This window comes from Mycolicibacterium austroafricanum (genome assembly GCF_000612725.1).
In the GTDB taxonomy this organism is placed as follows: domain Bacteria; phylum Actinomycetota; class Actinomycetes; order Mycobacteriales; family Mycobacteriaceae; genus Mycobacterium; species Mycobacterium austroafricanum.
Window position 1 is genome coordinate 342,034 of record NZ_HG964450.1, and the last position, 15,936, is coordinate 357,969.

13 protein-coding genes are annotated in these 15,936 nt (G+C 69.2%); 4 read left to right on the forward strand and 9 right to left on the reverse strand.

Annotated features, from left to right (window positions below; all coding sequences use genetic code 11):
- Positions 1–901 (reverse strand): DUF7159 family protein (locus BN976_RS01680; RefSeq protein WP_036367423.1); only part of this gene is annotated, 901 nt, incomplete at its 3' end.
- Positions 902–1,032: 131 nt separating this feature from the next.
- Here BN976_RS01680 and BN976_RS01685 point away from each other — a divergent pair.
- The gene (locus tag BN976_RS01685; RefSeq protein WP_011778287.1) at positions 1,033–1,932 is read left to right on the forward strand and encodes an NYN domain-containing protein; all 900 of its coding nucleotides are present in this window, start codon (positions 1,033–1,035) and stop codon (positions 1,930–1,932) included.
- Positions 1,933–1,939: 7 nt separating this feature from the next.
- On the opposite strand, the gene BN976_RS01690 is transcribed toward BN976_RS01685, so the two are convergent.
- The 3 genes from BN976_RS01690 to BN976_RS01700 all read right to left on the reverse strand — a co-directional run bounded on the left by BN976_RS01690 (position 1,940) and on the right by BN976_RS01700 (position 5,139).
- Complete coding sequence (locus tag BN976_RS01690) at positions 1,940–2,872, reverse strand: AraC family transcriptional regulator (RefSeq protein ID WP_413231280.1); 933 nt, start codon at positions 2,870–2,872, stop codon at positions 1,940–1,942.
- A gap of 111 nt (positions 2,873–2,983) precedes the next feature.
- Entirely contained in the window at positions 2,984–3,721 is a 738-nt protein-coding gene (locus BN976_RS01695) for an SDR family NAD(P)-dependent oxidoreductase (RefSeq protein ID WP_011778285.1), read from the reverse strand.
- 110 nt (positions 3,722–3,831) lie between these two features.
- Positions 3,832–5,139, reverse strand: coding sequence for a PE-PPE domain-containing protein (locus tag BN976_RS01700; protein ID WP_036367425.1), 1,308 nt, complete (start codon positions 5,137–5,139; stop codon positions 3,832–3,834).
- A 347-nt stretch (positions 5,140–5,486) separates the two neighbouring features.
- Between BN976_RS01700 and BN976_RS01705 the strand changes: the two genes are divergently transcribed.
- Positions 5,487–7,283, forward strand: a complete 1,797-nt coding sequence (locus tag BN976_RS01705; protein ID WP_036367426.1) for a PQQ-dependent sugar dehydrogenase — start codon at positions 5,487–5,489, stop codon at positions 7,281–7,283.
- 53 nt (positions 7,284–7,336) lie between these two features.
- Complete coding sequence (locus tag BN976_RS33715) at positions 7,337–7,501, forward strand: hypothetical protein (RefSeq protein WP_158013659.1); 165 nt, start codon at positions 7,337–7,339, stop codon at positions 7,499–7,501.
- A 33-nt stretch (positions 7,502–7,534) separates the two neighbouring features.
- Here the strand turns inward: BN976_RS33715 and BN976_RS31920 are convergent, their stop codons facing one another.
- On the reverse strand, positions 7,535–9,925 hold the full coding sequence (locus BN976_RS31920; protein ID WP_051558249.1) for a cadherin-like domain-containing protein: 2,391 nt from the start codon (positions 9,923–9,925) through the stop codon (positions 7,535–7,537).
- Between the two features lie 187 nt (positions 9,926–10,112).
- Between BN976_RS31920 and BN976_RS01715 the strand changes: the two genes are divergently transcribed.
- Positions 10,113–10,895, forward strand: a complete 783-nt coding sequence (locus BN976_RS01715) for an acyl-CoA thioesterase (RefSeq protein ID WP_036367430.1) — start codon at positions 10,113–10,115, stop codon at positions 10,893–10,895.
- On the opposite strand, the gene BN976_RS01720 is transcribed toward BN976_RS01715, so the two are convergent.
- The 4 genes from BN976_RS01720 to BN976_RS01735 form a co-directional block, all read right to left on the reverse strand.
- A complete protein-coding gene (locus BN976_RS01720; protein WP_011778280.1) occupies positions 10,896–11,318 on the reverse strand; it encodes a nitroreductase family deazaflavin-dependent oxidoreductase in 423 nt (140 codons plus the stop codon).
- A 103-nt stretch (positions 11,319–11,421) separates the two neighbouring features.
- Entirely contained in the window at positions 11,422–12,738 is a 1,317-nt protein-coding gene (locus BN976_RS01725) for an alpha/beta hydrolase family protein (protein WP_036367432.1), read from the reverse strand.
- 15 nt (positions 12,739–12,753) lie between these two features.
- Positions 12,754–15,237, reverse strand: coding sequence for an ABC transporter permease (locus BN976_RS01730; RefSeq protein ID WP_036367434.1), 2,484 nt, complete (start codon positions 15,235–15,237; stop codon positions 12,754–12,756).
- Positions 15,234–15,926: an ABC transporter ATP-binding protein gene (locus BN976_RS01735; RefSeq protein WP_036367436.1), complete on the reverse strand. Its 693-nt coding sequence runs from the start codon at positions 15,924–15,926 to the stop codon at positions 15,234–15,236. The genes BN976_RS01730 and BN976_RS01735 overlap by 4 nt, the downstream gene beginning before the upstream one ends.
- Positions 15,927–15,936: the final 10 nt, after the last annotated feature.

Consider the following 15,936-nt stretch of genomic DNA (forward strand, 5'->3'; position numbering starts at 1 on the left):
CCGGTGCCGGGATCTCGACGGCGACCGGCTCGGCCACCGGCGGAGCGGCGGGCGGCGGTGGCGCGGCTTCCGGCTCCGGCGGTGCGGCCTTGACCGGCGCCGGCTTCACGACCGGCTTCTCGACCGGTTCGGGGGTCGGCTCCGTCACCGCACGCGCCATCTGCGGGGCCGGGCTGTCGGGTGTCAGCGTCATCCCCAACGCCACCGACAGGGACACGACGAACGTCACGACCGCCGTGGCCAGCACCGAGGCTAGCGTGGCCGTCGGGGACAGCCTGCGCCGGGCGGGTGTGGCCTGGGCGTCGAGGATCGACACCGCGGAGGCCGACGCCAGCGCCGCTCCCCTGGCCAGGGCAAGGTCGGCCTCGTCGGCGGAGACGACGGGGACCGTGCTGCGCTGCTCGAGCGCGGACACCACGCCGGCGACGTCGCCGGAGCCGAGCACGAAGATCGCGTCGGGGTCGAACCCGTCGACGTCGGTGAGGGCGGCGGGATCGACCCGGTCGGCCGTCACCCCGTCGGGTGTCACGGCGGCGATCACCGAGGTGCCGGGCTCGGCGAGCCCGACCACCACCCGTTCGCAGCCCGCCAGGTCGGCGATCCCGCAGGCCAGGGCTTCGGCGGACTCCACGTCGGAGACGGCGATGACGTTCTCGACCCCGCGGTCGGTCAGGCCCTGCCACACCGCGCTGGCGGTGCGCTCAGCCTCGACGGTCCAGGTCAGGCCGATCGCGTGCACCGGCCGGCCGAGCAGCCGGTCCAGCAGGGCGTCGGCCTGGAAGGCGTCGTCGACGGGGACGGAGCCGCGGTCGATGGTGACGCTCTCTTCACCGGTCGCACCGTCGACGAGGACCCAGCGGATCGATGACGCCGTCATCGACAACCCGAGCACTAGGTCCATGAACAACTACCAATCTTCCCTCGACTGGCCCTCGACATTACCGCGACGGGTCGTCACCGCACAGCCAGCCGTCGGGCCCTCCGGCTGCACCGGGGGGTTCACCTGGCCGTTCATCAGCCAGACTGAGGTGCATGACCGATTCCGGTGCCGCCCGCGTTGCCGTGTACCTCGACTTCGACAACATCGTGATCTCCCGGTATGACCAGGTGAACGGTCGCAACTCCTTCCAGCGCGACAAGGCCAAGGGCCCCGACGACTGGGCGGAACGCGTCGCCCGGGCCACCGTCGACGTCGGCGCCATCATCGACTTCGCGTCGTCGTTCGGGACGTTGGTGCTGACCCGCGCCTACGCCGACTGGTCGGTCGAGATCAACGCCGGCTACCGGGGACAACTGGTCCAACGCGCCGTCGACCTGGTGCAGTTGTTCCCGGCTGCCGCCTACGGGAAGAACGGTGCCGACATCCGCCTGGCCGTCGACGCGGTCGAGGACATGTTCCGGTTGCCCGATCTGACCCACGTCGTCATCGTCGGGGGCGACTCCGACTACATCGCGCTGGCACAGCGCTGCAAGCGCCTCGGCCGGTATGTGGTGGGGATCGGGGTGGCCGGGTCGTCGAGCCGGATGCTGGCCGCCGCGTGCGACGAGTTCGTCACCTATGACGCGCTGCCCGGGATCCCGGTGATGGAGCCCCCACCGGTCGCCGACGAGAAGCCGGCGCCGAAGCGCCGCACGAGTCGGGCCAAGGCTGCCGAGGTGGCCGAGACGGCGGAGGAACCCGACTCGCCGGACCCTCAGGTGGCCGCGACCGGTCTGCTGACCCGCGCGCTGCGCATCGGTTTGGAGAAGGAGGACGTGGAGTGGCTGCACAACTCGGCGGTCAAGGCGCAGATGAAGCGCATGGATCCGTCGTTCAGCGAGAAGTCGCTGGGGTTCAAGTCCTTCAGCGATTTCCTGCGGTCCCGCCTGGACGTGGTGGAACTCGACGAGAGTTCGACGACCCGTTTGGTGCGGCTACGGGAGAAGCCGTAGCGCGGCGTCAACCGGTGTCGCCGACGTAGCCCGACGTCCGGGCGAATTCGGTGGGTGAGCATCCCGCCACCCGGGTGAACGCGGTCGTGAACGCCGTCGCCGACTGGTAGCCGACGCGCTGGGCCAGCTGCGCGATCGCCGGCCGCTCCGTGCGCAGCAGCTCCTTGGCCAGCGCCACCCGCCATTCCAGCAGATACTGCATGGGTGGCATTCCCATTGTGCGCGTGAATCTTTGAGCGAACACCGCCCGTGACACCGAGGCGACGCGGGCCAGCTGCTCGACGGTCCAGCCGTGCGTGACGTCGGCGTGCAGTTCCATCAGCGCGGGAGCGAGCACGGGGTCGGCCAGCCCGGCGATCAGCCCGCGCTGCGCGCCGCCGAGGTCGGCGGCGGTGTGCACCCGCATCGCCTCGATCAGGAGCACCTCGACGAGGCGTTGCAGGATGATGTCGCGGCAGGCGCCGTCGGCGTCGGCTTCCCCGGTGATCAACTCGACGAGGCGGTGCAGCCGCTGCGCGCCCGGTTGGTCGGCTCGCACCAGTATGAGCGGGGGCAGCAGCGCGACCAGCAGCGGCGCGTTGGCCGCGTCGAATCTGAAGTAACCGCCGAGCATGCGCATGGTGACCGGCTCGGATTCGCCGCCGTGTCGGGTGTGGCGGGAGTGGTCGAGCCCGGCGAACGTCGGGGCGACGTCCCCGCCGGCGCCGAGGGTGAATTCCGGGGTCTGCGGCAGCAGCAGGAAGTCGCCCTGACGCAGTTCGAGCGGGTCGAGACCGTCGGCGTCGAGGACGCAGCTGCCCTCCAGCATCAGGCAGAAGGCCGGGTCGCCGTAGCGGGGCTTGCGCACGCTCCATCGGCCGCCGCCGGTGATGACCTTCGACAGCACCGCTTCCGGTCGCAGCAGGCTCATCAGCACTTCCATCGGATCTGTGTCGCCCACACCCAGACGCTAATGGGTGTCGAGCTCCTGCGCGTCCTCCCACGCTCCGCCGAAATTGCATTCCAGCAGGCCCGCACTCGAACTTTTGCTGCTGGAATGCAATTTCGGCGACTACTGGGCCAGGGCGACGGCGTCGGCCCCGGCGGCATACCGGAGCCGGTCGGAGGCGTCCGTCGCCGCCAGATAGACGACCTCGGCGACATCGTCCGGGGTGGTCACCGCAGCGGGTGATCCGAACGACTCCATGATCGGCGCGGCGAAATCCTGGTACTCGTCGGGGATCAGGTCGGCCATCCGGTGAGAACCGTTGCTGGCGAACTGCGTCCCCGGACCGTAGCCGGGCTCCACGAGCTTTGCCCGCACCCCGAAGAAGCCGAGTTCCAACGCCAACGAACCGGTGAAGCCTTCGATCGCGGCCTTACTGGCCGTGTAGGCGGCCGCCAGCGGCATCGCCGCCAGGGTGACGCTGGACGTGACGTTGACGACGACGCCCGAGCGCCGCGCCCGCATCTGCGGCACCACGGCCTGCGTCATCGCCATCACCCCGAAGGTGTTGGTGTCGAACAGCTCTCGCACGGTCTGCATCGGCGTCGCCTCGAAGGCGCCCACCGCGCCGATGCCGGCGTTGTTGACGAGCACATCGATCGGCCCGGCGGCCGCCACCGCGGCCGCGATGCTGTCAGGCCGGGTCACGTCGAGCGCGATCACCCGCAGCCGGTCCGAGGGGGGCAGTACATCCTGGCGCGGAGTTCGCATGGTGGCGACGACGTTCCAGCCTTCGTCGAGGAAACGGTGAGCTGTCGCGAGGCCGTAGCCGGACGAACATCCTGTGATGAGCACTGTGGTCATGACGGAAAGTCAACCGGCCGCGCGGCCGGCGATCAACGCCGTGGCGTCCGGAAGTCCTTCGCGATCGTCTTGGCCCGCCCTACTGATCCCGGCGAAATCGGCGGACGTTCTTACGCGCTGTCGGTGGTCTCGTCGGGCGCGGGAGTGTCCTCGCCGGAAGCCTGGACATCGTCCTCGCCGGCGGGTTCGTCGGGAACCTCGAGCTCCTCGGAAACCTCTTCGGCGACGGCGGGTTCGGTCGCCTTGGCGTCCTCGACCTCACTGCCCTCGGCGTCCGCGACCTCACTGTCCTGGGCGTCCGCGACCTCACTGTCTTCAGGCTCAGCGCCTCCGACCTCGACCTCGTCGACGGCAACCTCACCGTCCACGGCGACGTCGTCGGCGCGGCTCAATTGAGCGTCTCCGTCGGCGACGTCGGCCGAGGAGTCGGGGACGACGGTGTCGGACTCGACGGTCTCGGCCTCGTCGGCCGGCACGTCGACCGCGCCGAGAGGCTTGAGCGGCGCGAAGAACTTGGCGCGGGTGGGTTCGCTGTAATCGCTTCGGTCGTAGGCGAGTTCGATGAACCAGCGCAGCGGGGCGTCCAATGCGGCGATGATCGGGTCGGGCAGCCACGCCACCGGCATCAGCAGCGGCACCGGGTAGGTCTTGACCACGTAGTAGTGGGTGTTGGAATCCGCGTCGAACTGGTAGTAGTCCGGATCACCCGTGGCTTTCGCCGCCTCCAGGTCGGCCGCGGTCAGTTCGAACTGAGTGTTGCCGTGTACCAACAGGATTCCCACGACGGCATTCGCGACCGCGATCGGGTTCCACAGGTAGGTCGGGAAGTCGGCCCAGCCGTCGTACTGCCGGACGACGTCATAGGTCAGATCGCCGTTGTCCGGTGTGGCCCCGCTGAAGGTGAAGTCCACGATCGGGACCGTGATGCCCTTGAACCGCTGCATGATTCCACCGTTGGGGCGACTCGGGTTGCCCACCAGGATGTAGGTGTTGCCGGTGTGCGTCGCCTTGTACCGAGAAGCGACGACCGCGCCATGGGAGAAGCCGAAGATCATGTCACCGGCGGCGAGCTGCTCCGCCTCGAGCGACTCGACGCCCTGACTGACAGCCTTGTTGAAGGTCGGATCTGCGAAACCGCCGCGGGAGAACGGCCAGAAGCCGGCGTTGTAGAGGATCTGCTCGTACGGCGAGTCCGGCGGCGTCACCTCCGTGCCGTCGATCACGACGTCGATGAAGTGCTCGAACTCCTGCTCGGTGGGCAGGTAGCCGATGTTGGTGCCGCGGACATAGTGCAGCGAGGCCGTCAACTGAGGACTGACCGACAGGGTCGGCGCGACGCCGATCGCGGCGGCGCCCGCCAGCGCCACTCCCGCGGTCGCCGCCGCGGTGACCGCAGCCTTGATGCCACACTTGCCCATATCGTCCCCCTTCGCTCCCGCGGGGTCCCCCGAATTCCCCCCGCGAGCCACCGCGAGTCTACAGCGGGAGGTTTGCTGAATCCAAGGATGGGATTTTCTGACACCGTCTCGGCAACCGTACGGGTGTGATGTTTGCGCACATGTACTGCGCCACTGACACTGCTCCCTCCGCCGAGCAATCACGCGTGGTCACCAGCGCGAATTCGCTGCACGGTCGGCCGGCCTCAGGGCGGGAAAACGATGACGCCTCGGCGAAAACACCGTGGTCAGTCCATGTGGGGAATAGAGTTCGGCTAGTCGGTGACATCGCGCACACAGCCGACGGTGTCCTTGCCCGAGGAGACGACATGGGGGATTCGGAAGCCATCGCGAACATCCGCGGGCATGCCCGTCACGTGGGGCGCGTCGGTGCACTGGCGTTTGCTCTCGGGGTCGGCGGCGCCGTCCTCACCGGAACCGCCGTGGCCTCGGCGGAGACACCGGAGTCGAGTCCACCGTCGGTGAGTACGTCGGCATCGTCGGAGTCGGAGACCACCGACCCGGGTCCGACGGTGTCGGACGACGAGACCGCCACCGAGGATGAGGCCGAGGAGGCCGCTGAGGCGGCAGAGGAAACTGAGGAGACCGAGGAATCGGAGACAGCAGACGAGTCCGCTCAGGTCGAGGAATCGGACCAGGACACTGCGGCCGACGACGACGCGTCCCGGGACCGCGATACATCCAGCGAGAGCACGCAGGCGGCGGCCGCCGAACCCGAGGAAGTCGGGGAAGCCGCGGAGATCGAGGAAGCCGAGGAAGCCGAGGAACCCAGCTTCTTCGAGAAGCTCTTCGCCAACAAGACGCCGACGTTGGATCACCGGCCTTCCGAGAACACCCTGGTCGCGGGCAGTGTCCTCGGCGACCTGCACCCCGACGATCCCGACTCGACCCGGCTGACATACACCGCGACCACACCCGGGCACGGATCGGTCGTCGTCGACACCGACGGCACGTTCCTCTACACGCCGGGCGAGAGTTACAGCGGGCAGGACAGCTTCCAGGTCACGGTCAGCGACGCGCGCAGCGGCTTCCACATCCACGGCGCAGCAGGCCTGCTCAACCTGTTCACCTTCGGACTGCTCGGCAGTAGCGGACACCGCAGCACCCAGACCGTCTTCATCGGATACGAACGGGCCACGGTCGTGTCCGGCCTCAATTCGCCGGTGGACTTCCGCTTCCTACCCGACGGCCGCATCCTCGTCGCCGAGAAGGCCGGCGCGATCCGTATCGTCGAAGACGGTGTGCTGCACGAGGATCCACTGATCACGCTGGCGGTGCGCACCGAATCCGAGCGCGGTATCGAAGGGCTCGCCGTCGACCCGGCCTTCGGGACCAACGGCCGGATCTACGTGGCCTACATCGATGCCGAGACGACCCGGAACACGTTGTCACGCTTCATCGTCAACGGCAACACGGCCATATTCGACACGGATCTGCTGGTGTCGACGCTGGCCGCGGCGCCCAACCACCACGGCGGCGCGCTCGGATTCGGGCCCGACGGCGCGCTGTACTGGGGCGTCGGCGACAACGCCACCGGCGCGAACGCGCAGAACCTCGGCAACATCCACGGCAAGATCCTGCGGCTGAACACCGACGGCAGTGTCCCGGTCGACAATCCGGTGATCAACGGCGCCCGTACGCACATCTACGCCTACGGTCTGCGCAACCCGTTCCGGCTCACCTTCACCCCCACCGGACAGCTGCTGGTCGCCGACGTGGGCGCCGCGTCCTTCGAGGAAGTCAACCTCGTCACCGCCGGCGGCAACTACGGCTGGCCGAGCTCCGAAGGCCTCTGCACGAGCGCGTGCACCGGCAAGACCGATCCGGTCTTCACCTACACGCGGGGCAGCGGCGCGGCCATCACGTCTGTGGCCGTGTACCAGGGCAAGGTGTTCATCGCCGACTTGGTCCAGGGCTGGATCAAAGTCCTCACGTGCACACCGGACTACACGGCCTGCGGCGACGTACAGACCTTCGATCCCGCCGCGGGCACCACCGTCGTCCTGGCGGCCGGGCCCGACGGAAACCTGTACCAACTGACCTATGCCCCCGGCGAGCTCATCGCCATCAAGCCCGCCGGCGGCGACGCGGATTCGGAGGTTTGACGACCACCGCGGCGGGGAACGTCGGCGTCACGCTCGAGTGGCGGGAGGTAGACATGTCAGGCCCGAGAATGCTGACCAAGGCGCTCGACTTCTGCCGCGCAGGATATCCACCGCCCGGTGTTCCGCCCCGCGGCTTCATCACGCTGCTGGCACTGTACGGGCGGCGCGACACCGGCCGTCCGGTCAGCTCACCCGCACCAACTCCACCACCGGGATGATCCTCGGCGGGGATCCGACGGCACCCTGATCAGTCATTTGACCTGCCAGCCGACGGCGGGGTCGGCGGCGAGGCCCACCACGTCGACGGCCTCGAACCACTGCACCGGGATCGTGCTCAGCTCACGCTGCATCACTTGGAAGTCGGTGCCCTCCCACCCGTTGCTCATGCCCGCGAGATTCAGGCCTTCGCCGCCGGGGCCACTCGAGTCGTAGATGACGGCCCCATGCACCTGGAGCGCGCGCAGCACCGCCTGTGTCGATTCGGCGTACCCGCTGAGGTCGACGTCCTCGCGCAGCCGGAACACCATCCCCATCGGAACACCATCGGCACCGCTCCCGTCCCCCGCGCGCGCCGGCCAGACGTAGCCCGCGCCGAGGTCTTTGGCGATGGTCATGCCCAGCATGTGGTCGACGTATCCCCGTTCGATCTCGTCGGGGCGCAACATCATCGGCACCTGGGGAAGCTGCGAGGCGTTGGCGTATCCGATGGCGGGGTACAGGCCCGAGTTCATGTCGTAGTGCACCCCGCCCTGCGCAATCCACGAAGAGCCCCAGATCGACCGGTAGACGGCGTTGCCGAGGATGTCCAGGATCCCCGCGCCGGGCAGTTCGACGCCGTTGGCGACGTTGATCAACTCCTGCGAGATGCAGGTGCCTTCCTGGAACACGAACAGGTGCCGGTCCCAGGCGGGATACGACGGCATGCCCTCCACCAGCGGGCGATCGGGAATCGCATACGGCCGGTCGTCGATGCCGGGCCCTGTGGTCGAGTAGCCGCGGTTGAACACGACGTCCTCCGTCGGGTGGTCGGCTGCGACGACGTTGACCGGGATGCCGGCAGTGCTTCCCATCCACTCGGAGCCGCCCCAGCGGGCCGCCATGGTGGCGCCGCGACCGCCACCGAGGAGCTCGATCCACGAGTTCGATTCGGAAAGTGTTGGCAGGCCGCGGATGTCGGCATGGAAGATGGTGTCTGCCGGCATCAGCGTGCACCCGCAGAACGTGGACGGCGGCACGGCGGCCGGCGACTGGGTGTCGGGAGCGATCGCGACGCTGACGGTCACGGTGGTGCTGCCGCCGTGCCCGTCGGTCACCGTGACCCCGAAAGTATCGGATCGCGACGCGGGGGTGGAGTACACCGAGGCGGCGATTCGTCGGGCAATCTCGTTGGGCCGGTAGGTGATGGCGCCGTCGGCGGCCACCGCAACCGTCCCCTTGGTGGTGGCGGTCGGGCCGCTGTAGGTCAGGTTGTCGCCGTCGGCGTCGGTTCCGATCACCGTTCCCGTGACCAATCCGGTTGCCACATCGGGGTTCTGCACACCGGCAGTGGCGGTCGGCGCCACGTTGGCCGGGCTGATCGTCACCGTGACCGGGATTTCGGTGACTGCGCCGTAGGCGTCGGCGACCGCGACGCGGAAGGTGTCGGTGCGGTCGGCCGTCGACGCGGCGGTGGCCGCGGCGCTGTGGCGGGCCGCCGCCGTGGGGGTGTAGATGAACGTGCCGTTGCCGTTCACGGTGACACGGCCCCTGGCGGTGTCGACCGTCGACGCCACGAACGTGAGACGATCCCAGTTCGGGTCGGTCGCATTGGCTTTCCCGGTCACCACGCCGGTCGCCTGCACCGGTGTGTTGACCGTGGTGGCGCGGGCCCTCGGTGCGCTGTTGAGCGGCACAATCGTCAGGTTCACCGTCGACGAGGTGACGCCGCCGCGTCCGTCGCTGACCGTCACCGCGAAGCGGTCGGACCGGACGAACGGCACGAACCGCGCCAGCAGCCGAGAGAAGGACGTCGGTGTGTAGGTGAACGCGCCGGTGCCGTCGCCGGTGACGCGTCCGAACGTGGGTCTGGCCGCGGTGTAGCGCAGCTGGTCGCCGTCCGGATCGAGGCCGGTCACCGCGATATTCGTGACGCCGCTGAGCGGGTCGGGCACGCCCACCGACGTTGTCACGCTGGGTGCGGAGTTCGGCACCTCAGCGGCGGCCTCGCCGGGCTCCGAGGATCCGCGCCGCGCGGACGACATCAGCGCCGCGACGGCCTGGGTCTGCGCCGGCGCGGGGTCGCCGCTGTCGGTGCCCTCGCTCTCGGTTTCCTCCGCGGCGGCGGCCTCCTCGTCGGCGTCGGCGATCTCGTCGGTTTCCTCACCCGACGACGCTGACGAGACCGTCTGCCCGGCAACGTCATCGCGTGGGTCTTCGTCATCGCTCGGGTCTTGGTCAGCGTCGACCGACTCAGCCGATGCGGTGACCGCGTCCTGGTCGGTGTCGCCGCGTTCCGCGGCCCCGCTGCTGGGATCCCCGGTGTCCGACGCCGACGAGGGCGCATCTGCGGTCGCTGTACCGGTGCCCCCGAGCAGCACCGCGGCTCCGATGCCCGCCGACACCGCCACACCGGCGACCCACCCGACGCGTTGCTGTGCCGACACGGGACCCCCTCCCACTTCAGCCTGAGGGTAGCCCTGGCGTTAGCCGGACAGTGCCGAATCACCAAATCCCACCGCATCGCGGCGCCGGTTCGAATCGGCTCCGGGTGGACCCTCTACCATGTGTCAGCCGCGTGATCGACGCCCCGTCCGGCCGCGCTGCGCATTCACCTGTCACCGATGGAGGGCCATGCCGAGCTGGATCGCGGATCTCGTAAGCCTCGACGGTGATGGAGAGACCTTTTGTAGCACAGCGTCTTTCGGTGCCGGGAACCGTCTCTTCGGCGGGTTGATCGCCGCGCAGGCCCTGGCCGCTGCCGGGGCGACCGTGGAATCCGCGAGGTTGCCGCAGTCGCTGCACGCGTACTTCATCAAGGGCGGCCGCGTCGGGGTCGACGTGGAGTACGTCGTCGAGCGCACCCGTGACGGTAAGTCGTTCAACACGCGACGGGTGACGGCGAGCCAGGACGGCGTCGCCATCTTCGAGATGCTGGTCTCGTTCCATCGATCCGAGCCGACCGCCGACTGGCAGCGGAGCCGGCAGCCGACCATCGCGCGGTCAGAGGTCACCAAGGCGACCCGGCTACCGGAGCGGTGGGCCGATCACTTCGAGGTGCTCACCGCCCGCGATGGCATGGACGACTGGCCGGTCCAGCCGATGTGGTTCCGCAGCCGCCAGCCGGTCGAGGACGATCCACTGTTGCGGGCGTGCGCGCTGACCTTCATCTCCGACGTGGGCCTGGTGGCGGTGGCCCGCCCTCCGGGTAAGGCGCAACTGCCGGGCCCCGGCGGGGCCGCCAGCCTCGACCACGCGGTGTGGCTACACCGCCCCTTCGACCCGCACCAGTGGCATCTCTACGACGCCGAAGCGGTCAGCCACAACGACGCCCGAGGCCTCGCCCGAGGATCGATCGTCGACGAGCACGGGACGCTGGTGGCCAGCGTCGCGCAGGAGTCGTTGTGGCGGATCTGATCAGCTCGCCCGCACCAATTCGACGACGGGGATGACCCGCGTCGTGCTGCGCTGATAGTCCCCGAACTGCGGTTCGACCGCGACCTGCTTGGCGTAGATCTCATCGCGTTCGGCCCCCTGCAGCGGCCGCGCGGTGGCCCGGAACGTCTCGGTGCCCAGCTCGACGGTGACGTCGGGGTGCGCCACCAGGTTGCGGTACCAGTCCGGATGGGTGTCGGCGCCACCCTTGCTGGCGAAGACGAAGATGCGGCCGTCGTCGAGCAGCGGCACCAGCGGCGCGATGCGCTCGGTGCCCGACTTGGCGCCGAAGTGGTGCACCAGCACCAGCGGCTTGCCCTCGAAGATGCCGCCGGCCTTGCCGCCGGTGGCGCGGAACTCGTCGATCACCGCGCGGTTCATCTCGTCGAACGCCTGTTTGTCCATGACTGCTCCCTCTGTACCCGGCCTACCCCCTAACTACCTCACACGTCGGGCCACCTATTCCCGGGCCGCAGGAGCCGACCGGCGGGAGATCCTCTGTCGAGCTTCACACAGCGCCAAGCTGGTCGGCCAAGAACCGGACGGCCAGATCCCACCACTGCCGTGCGTGTCCCATCGCGCAGTGGTCGTCGCCCGGGTAGAGCTTGAGCAGTGCGTTGGGGGCGTACGTCGCGATGTCGATCGAGTCCCGGGTACTCGCAAGCGTGTCGGAATCGCCGTTGATCACCAACAGCGGTGCGGTCATTCGCGGGTAAAGGTCCTTCAGCGACAGCGCCCGCAGCTTGGTCAGCAGGTCGGCGGTGCTGCGGGCGTGCGTGGTGTTCGCCATCGTCCACATCATGATCTCGGGGGTGCCGAAGGCTCCCGACGGCCGGAACGTGCGGTCCGCCGGCGCCCCGTTGGCGACGACGGCGCGCAGACGCGGATCGGCGGCGGCCATCCGGGCCGCCCAGTATGCGCCGAAACTGAGCCCCAGCATGCCGATCCGGTCTGCGTCGACGCGGGGGTCGGCCGCCAGCCGGTCGATGACCGCGCGATACACGTTCTCCGCGGCGACGGTCAGCGGTTGCCGGTAGGTGTAGGTGCCCGGCATCTCCATGATGAACATCCCCAGGCCGTGCCCGCGGAACTTCAGCCACGGCAGCAGGGTCTCGGCCACGACGCCCTCAAGTCCCTTGGCGCACAACACGGTCGGCGAACCACGGACACCGAGCGGGAACACCGCGGCGCCCTCCACGACGTCACCGCCGGGGACGGGGACCCGTAGGTGCTCGATGCTCAGACCCATCGCCGGGGCCAATGCCTCGGTGAGGACATCGCACAGCCGCCGTGACTGCGCGTGCGCCTTCAGTCGCTGCGGTGTCCAGCCCGGCCACGCCGCCGCGAACTTGTACGTGACCACCTTGATGAGCGCATCCACCGCGATCGCGGCGTCATCGCCCGCGGCGCCGCTGTGCAGTCGGAACGTCGTCACGGCGTCCGGTGACGCCACCGGCCCCCGGTCGGCCAGGATCGACACGGCGGGGGTGAGCAGCTCACCCAGTGCGGACGTGTCGACCGGGCCGGCGAGCATCTGCGCGACGGTGGGCCCGCCGAGCCGGGCCAGGGCCGCGTCGGCGACGCCGGCGTGGTCGGCGGCGATAGCCTGCCAATGCCCCGCCCAGGAGCCGTCACGGAACGAGCGGCACTGCGCCAATTGCTCTGCGAAAAAACGCTTGTCAATCCCACCGAGGTGCGTGACACGGTCTGCGAACAGCGCGGGCAAGAAGTACGCCGTGCCCCATCGCGACGCCGCCCACTCGGTGGTGCGGGTCAGCGCACAACCGCTGGTGACCAATCGGCGGGCGACGGCGTGTCCGGCCATGTACGCATCCCGTCGCTAATCCACCGCCACGGCAGCGACGATGTCGAGTCGCGCCGCACGGACCGCCGGGGGAACCGCCCCCAGCAGGGTCAAACCGAATGCGGCGCAGGCGAACAGCATCGCAAGCGGGCTCGGCCGGTACACCACGTCGATGCTGAGTACATTGCTCAGCGCCGCTGCAGTCAGGTACTGGTTGACCACCCCCAGCACCGCTCCGAGTGCCGCACCGACGACACCGATGCCTGCGGCTTCGGCCAGCACCGTCCGCAACGCGAAGCGGCGCGACGAGCCCATCGCCCGCAGCATCCCGAGTTCACGCCGCCGTTCCAGCACCGACAGCATCAGGGTGTTCAGCAGCGCGACGCCGGCGACGAAAACGACGATCCACGCCATGATGTCGATGAGCGCGGTGCCCTGGGCCATCGAATCACCTACGGCTGCGGCCGCCTCCTGCCCCGGGTACACCAGGACGTCGGCGGGGACGCGCCCTCGGATCGTCGCCGCCACCTGGTCGCGGTCGGCGCCGGCTGTGAAGTTGACCGCGAGGACCGTTGACCCGGGCCGGGCATACCATTCCCGCAGCAGCGTCAGGCTCATCGAGACGACACCGCCCAGCAGCGAGAAGAACGGGACGATCTCCAGCACCCGCACCCGCCTCTGCCCGGTGGGCGTGGGTAGCGTCAATTCGTCTCCCACCCCGATACCGAGGCTGCGCGCGATGTCCCGGGAGACGACTACCCCGTCGCCGGCCAGAACCTGCTCTCGCACTTGATCGTTCATCGCCTGTGACGGCGGCGCCACCGAGCCGCGGGCGAGCCCCTGCATGATGATCCGTTGACCGGCGAGCGTCGCGTACGCCATCTGCCCGGGAACGACCTCGGCCACCCCGGGGATCGATGCGATCGACGCCTCCGCATCCTTCGGGAGGATCGGCGCGGTCGGGTACACACCGGGGCCGGAGACGCTGACGTAGAGTCCGGCGTCGCCGAGCGAGGCGAAGCTCGCGTTCGTCGAGTCGATGGCGTTGGCGTTGGCTCCGGTGCTCTGCACCGTGATCGACACCGCGATCAGTACGGTCATCAACGTGGCCCACACGCGGCGCGGGGACCGTTCGATGGTCGCCGCCGCCAGCGCGCCCGGCGCACCGAAGGCCCGCGCGACCGCGGCGGCACCGGCGACGAGCGGGCCGGCGAAGGCGAAGCACAGCGCGATATCGCCGGCAGCGGCGAGCCCGACGGCCGCCACCGACACCTTGCCCAGATCGCGGGACGCCACGAGCGCCGCGACCGCCACGAGGCCGACCCCGACGACACCCACCACCAGCCGCGCCCTGCGGGGGACGGCATCGGCGGCCGACACCCCCACCGGGGCCAGCGCCTCGACCGGCGCAACCTTGTACACCTGGCGTGCCGCCAGCGTCGCGGCGGCCACACTCACCACGACACACGCCGCCAGCGCGACGGGAATCGCGTATCCGGGCAGGATGTACTCGGTTCGGGTTTCGTATCCCTGCAGCAGGGCCGCGGGAAGGGCACCGATCGAACGCATGCCGATCAGGACGCCCAGCGCGGCCCCCAGCAGCCCACCGACCAACCCCACCGCTGCCGCCTCGGCCAACAGGTCTGCGACGATCTGACGTCTCTTGGCGCCAAGGGCGCGCAGCAGCGAAATCGCCGGTCGCCGTTGGGTGATCGCCATGCTCATCGCGTTGAAGATCAGGAAGCCCGCCACCACCAGCGCACACGACGCCGCCGACAGCAGCAGAGTGCTCATGATCGACACCGCGCCACCGGATTGGGCGGAGCGGAACATCGGGTCGGTGACGACGGCCCGTCCATCCACCGCCTCCGTGACGCCCGCGCGCACGGAAGCCGGGTCGGCGCCGGGCCGATCGACCACGAGCACCGAGTCGATCATCCCGGCACGGCCCATCAGCCGCTGCATCAGCGGCAGCGGGCCGACGATGAAGTTCCCCCCGTTGATCCGTTCCGCGTCGGCACCGGTGATGACCGCCGCGACCCTGACCTCGCCGGTGCCCAGAGCGATCACGTCGTCGACCGCGTGGCCGGTCCGGGCACCCACGGCGACCATGCCGGGTTGGGTCACCAGCGGGCCGATCTGATCCTGCACGGCCCGCTGCAGGTCGCTGAGCATGGCCCTGATGCTGTCGTCGACGCCGAGCACGACCACCCGTTCGCCCGGCGGACCGATCGACGTCCGCAGCATCGGTATCGCCGCAGCCACCCCGGGCACCTTCGCCACGTCCGGCCGCACCGACTCCGGGAACCCGCTGTCGGTGACGCCGGAGACCTCGAGGGTTGCGTTGCCCCCGATACCGGCGGCGAGCCGGTCCGACGATCCCGTGATCGATCCGGTGATACCGAAGACCGCCACCAGCAGGGTCGCCGAGATCGCCACCACCGCCAGTGACATCGCGGTGCGGCCGGGATGTCGCCGCAGTTCGCGCGCGTTCAACACGCGCATGCGGTCGCCGATCATGTCAGCTCGCCACCGGCCAACACGTCGGAGCCGATGCGGCCGTCGATCAGGGTGATCACCCGGTCGGTGGCCGATGCCGCGCCGAGGTTGTGAGTCACCATGACAACTGATCGTTCGTCCTGGTGGGCGATGTCGGTGAGCAGCGCCATGATGGCCGCACCCGTCTTGGTGTCGAGGTTGCCCGTGGGCTCGTCGGCGAGGATCAGCGGTGGGTCCATCATCAGGGCGCGGGCCACCGCCACCCGCTGCATCTGCCCTCCGGACAGCTCCGAGGGCCGGTGCTCCGCGCGATCACCGAGTCCGACGACCGCGAGCAGATCCAGCGCGCGTGACTTGACCTTCGCCATCCGGGACCCGTCGAGCAGCTTGGGCACCGCGACGTTCTCCCACGCCGTCATCGTCGGCAGCAGGTTGAAGAACTGGAACACGAATCCCACGCTGTGTCTGCGGAATTCGGACTGGGCCTCGTCGTCGAGGGCGGCGATCTCCGCGCCCTGGAACCGGATCGACCCGGCGTCCGGCCGGTCCAGCGCACCGAGCAGGTGCAGCAGTGTGCTCTTGCCGGCACCCGACGGGCCGACGACGGACACGAACTCCCCACCGCACAACGACAGGGTGATCCCGTCGAGTGCGCGCACGGTCTGACCACCCACGCGGTAGGTCTTGGTGACGTCGGTCATCTCGAGCATGTGACTGCCC

Excerpts from the sequence above, each read along its gene's own strand:
- BN976_RS01700 (WP_036367425.1), bottom strand. The coding sequence starts at position 5,139 with ATGGGCAAGTGTGGCATCAAGGCTGCGGTCACCGCGGCGGCGACCGCG.
- BN976_RS01705 (WP_036367426.1), top strand. The coding sequence starts at position 5,487 with ATGGGGGATTCGGAAGCCATCGCGAACATCCGCGGGCATGCCCGTCAC.
- BN976_RS01695 (WP_011778285.1), bottom strand. The coding sequence starts at position 3,721 with ATGACCACAGTGCTCATCACAGGATGTTCGTCCGGCTACGGCCTCGCG.
- BN976_RS01725 (WP_036367432.1), bottom strand. The coding sequence starts at position 12,738 with ATGGCCGGACACGCCGTCGCCCGCCGATTGGTCACCAGCGGTTGTGCG.
- BN976_RS01720 (WP_011778280.1), bottom strand. The coding sequence starts at position 11,318 with ATGGACAAACAGGCGTTCGACGAGATGAACCGCGCGGTGATCGACGAG.
- BN976_RS01735 (WP_036367436.1), bottom strand. The coding sequence starts at position 15,926 with ATGCTCGAGATGACCGACGTCACCAAGACCTACCGCGTGGGTGGTCAG.
- BN976_RS01685 (WP_011778287.1), top strand. The coding sequence starts at position 1,033 with ATGACCGATTCCGGTGCCGCCCGCGTTGCCGTGTACCTCGACTTCGAC.
- BN976_RS01730 (WP_036367434.1), bottom strand. The coding sequence starts at position 15,237 with ATGATCGGCGACCGCATGCGCGTGTTGAACGCGCGCGAACTGCGGCGA.
- BN976_RS33715 (WP_158013659.1), top strand. The coding sequence starts at position 7,337 with ATGTCAGGCCCGAGAATGCTGACCAAGGCGCTCGACTTCTGCCGCGCA.
- BN976_RS01715 (WP_036367430.1), top strand. The coding sequence starts at position 10,113 with ATGCCGAGCTGGATCGCGGATCTCGTAAGCCTCGACGGTGATGGAGAG.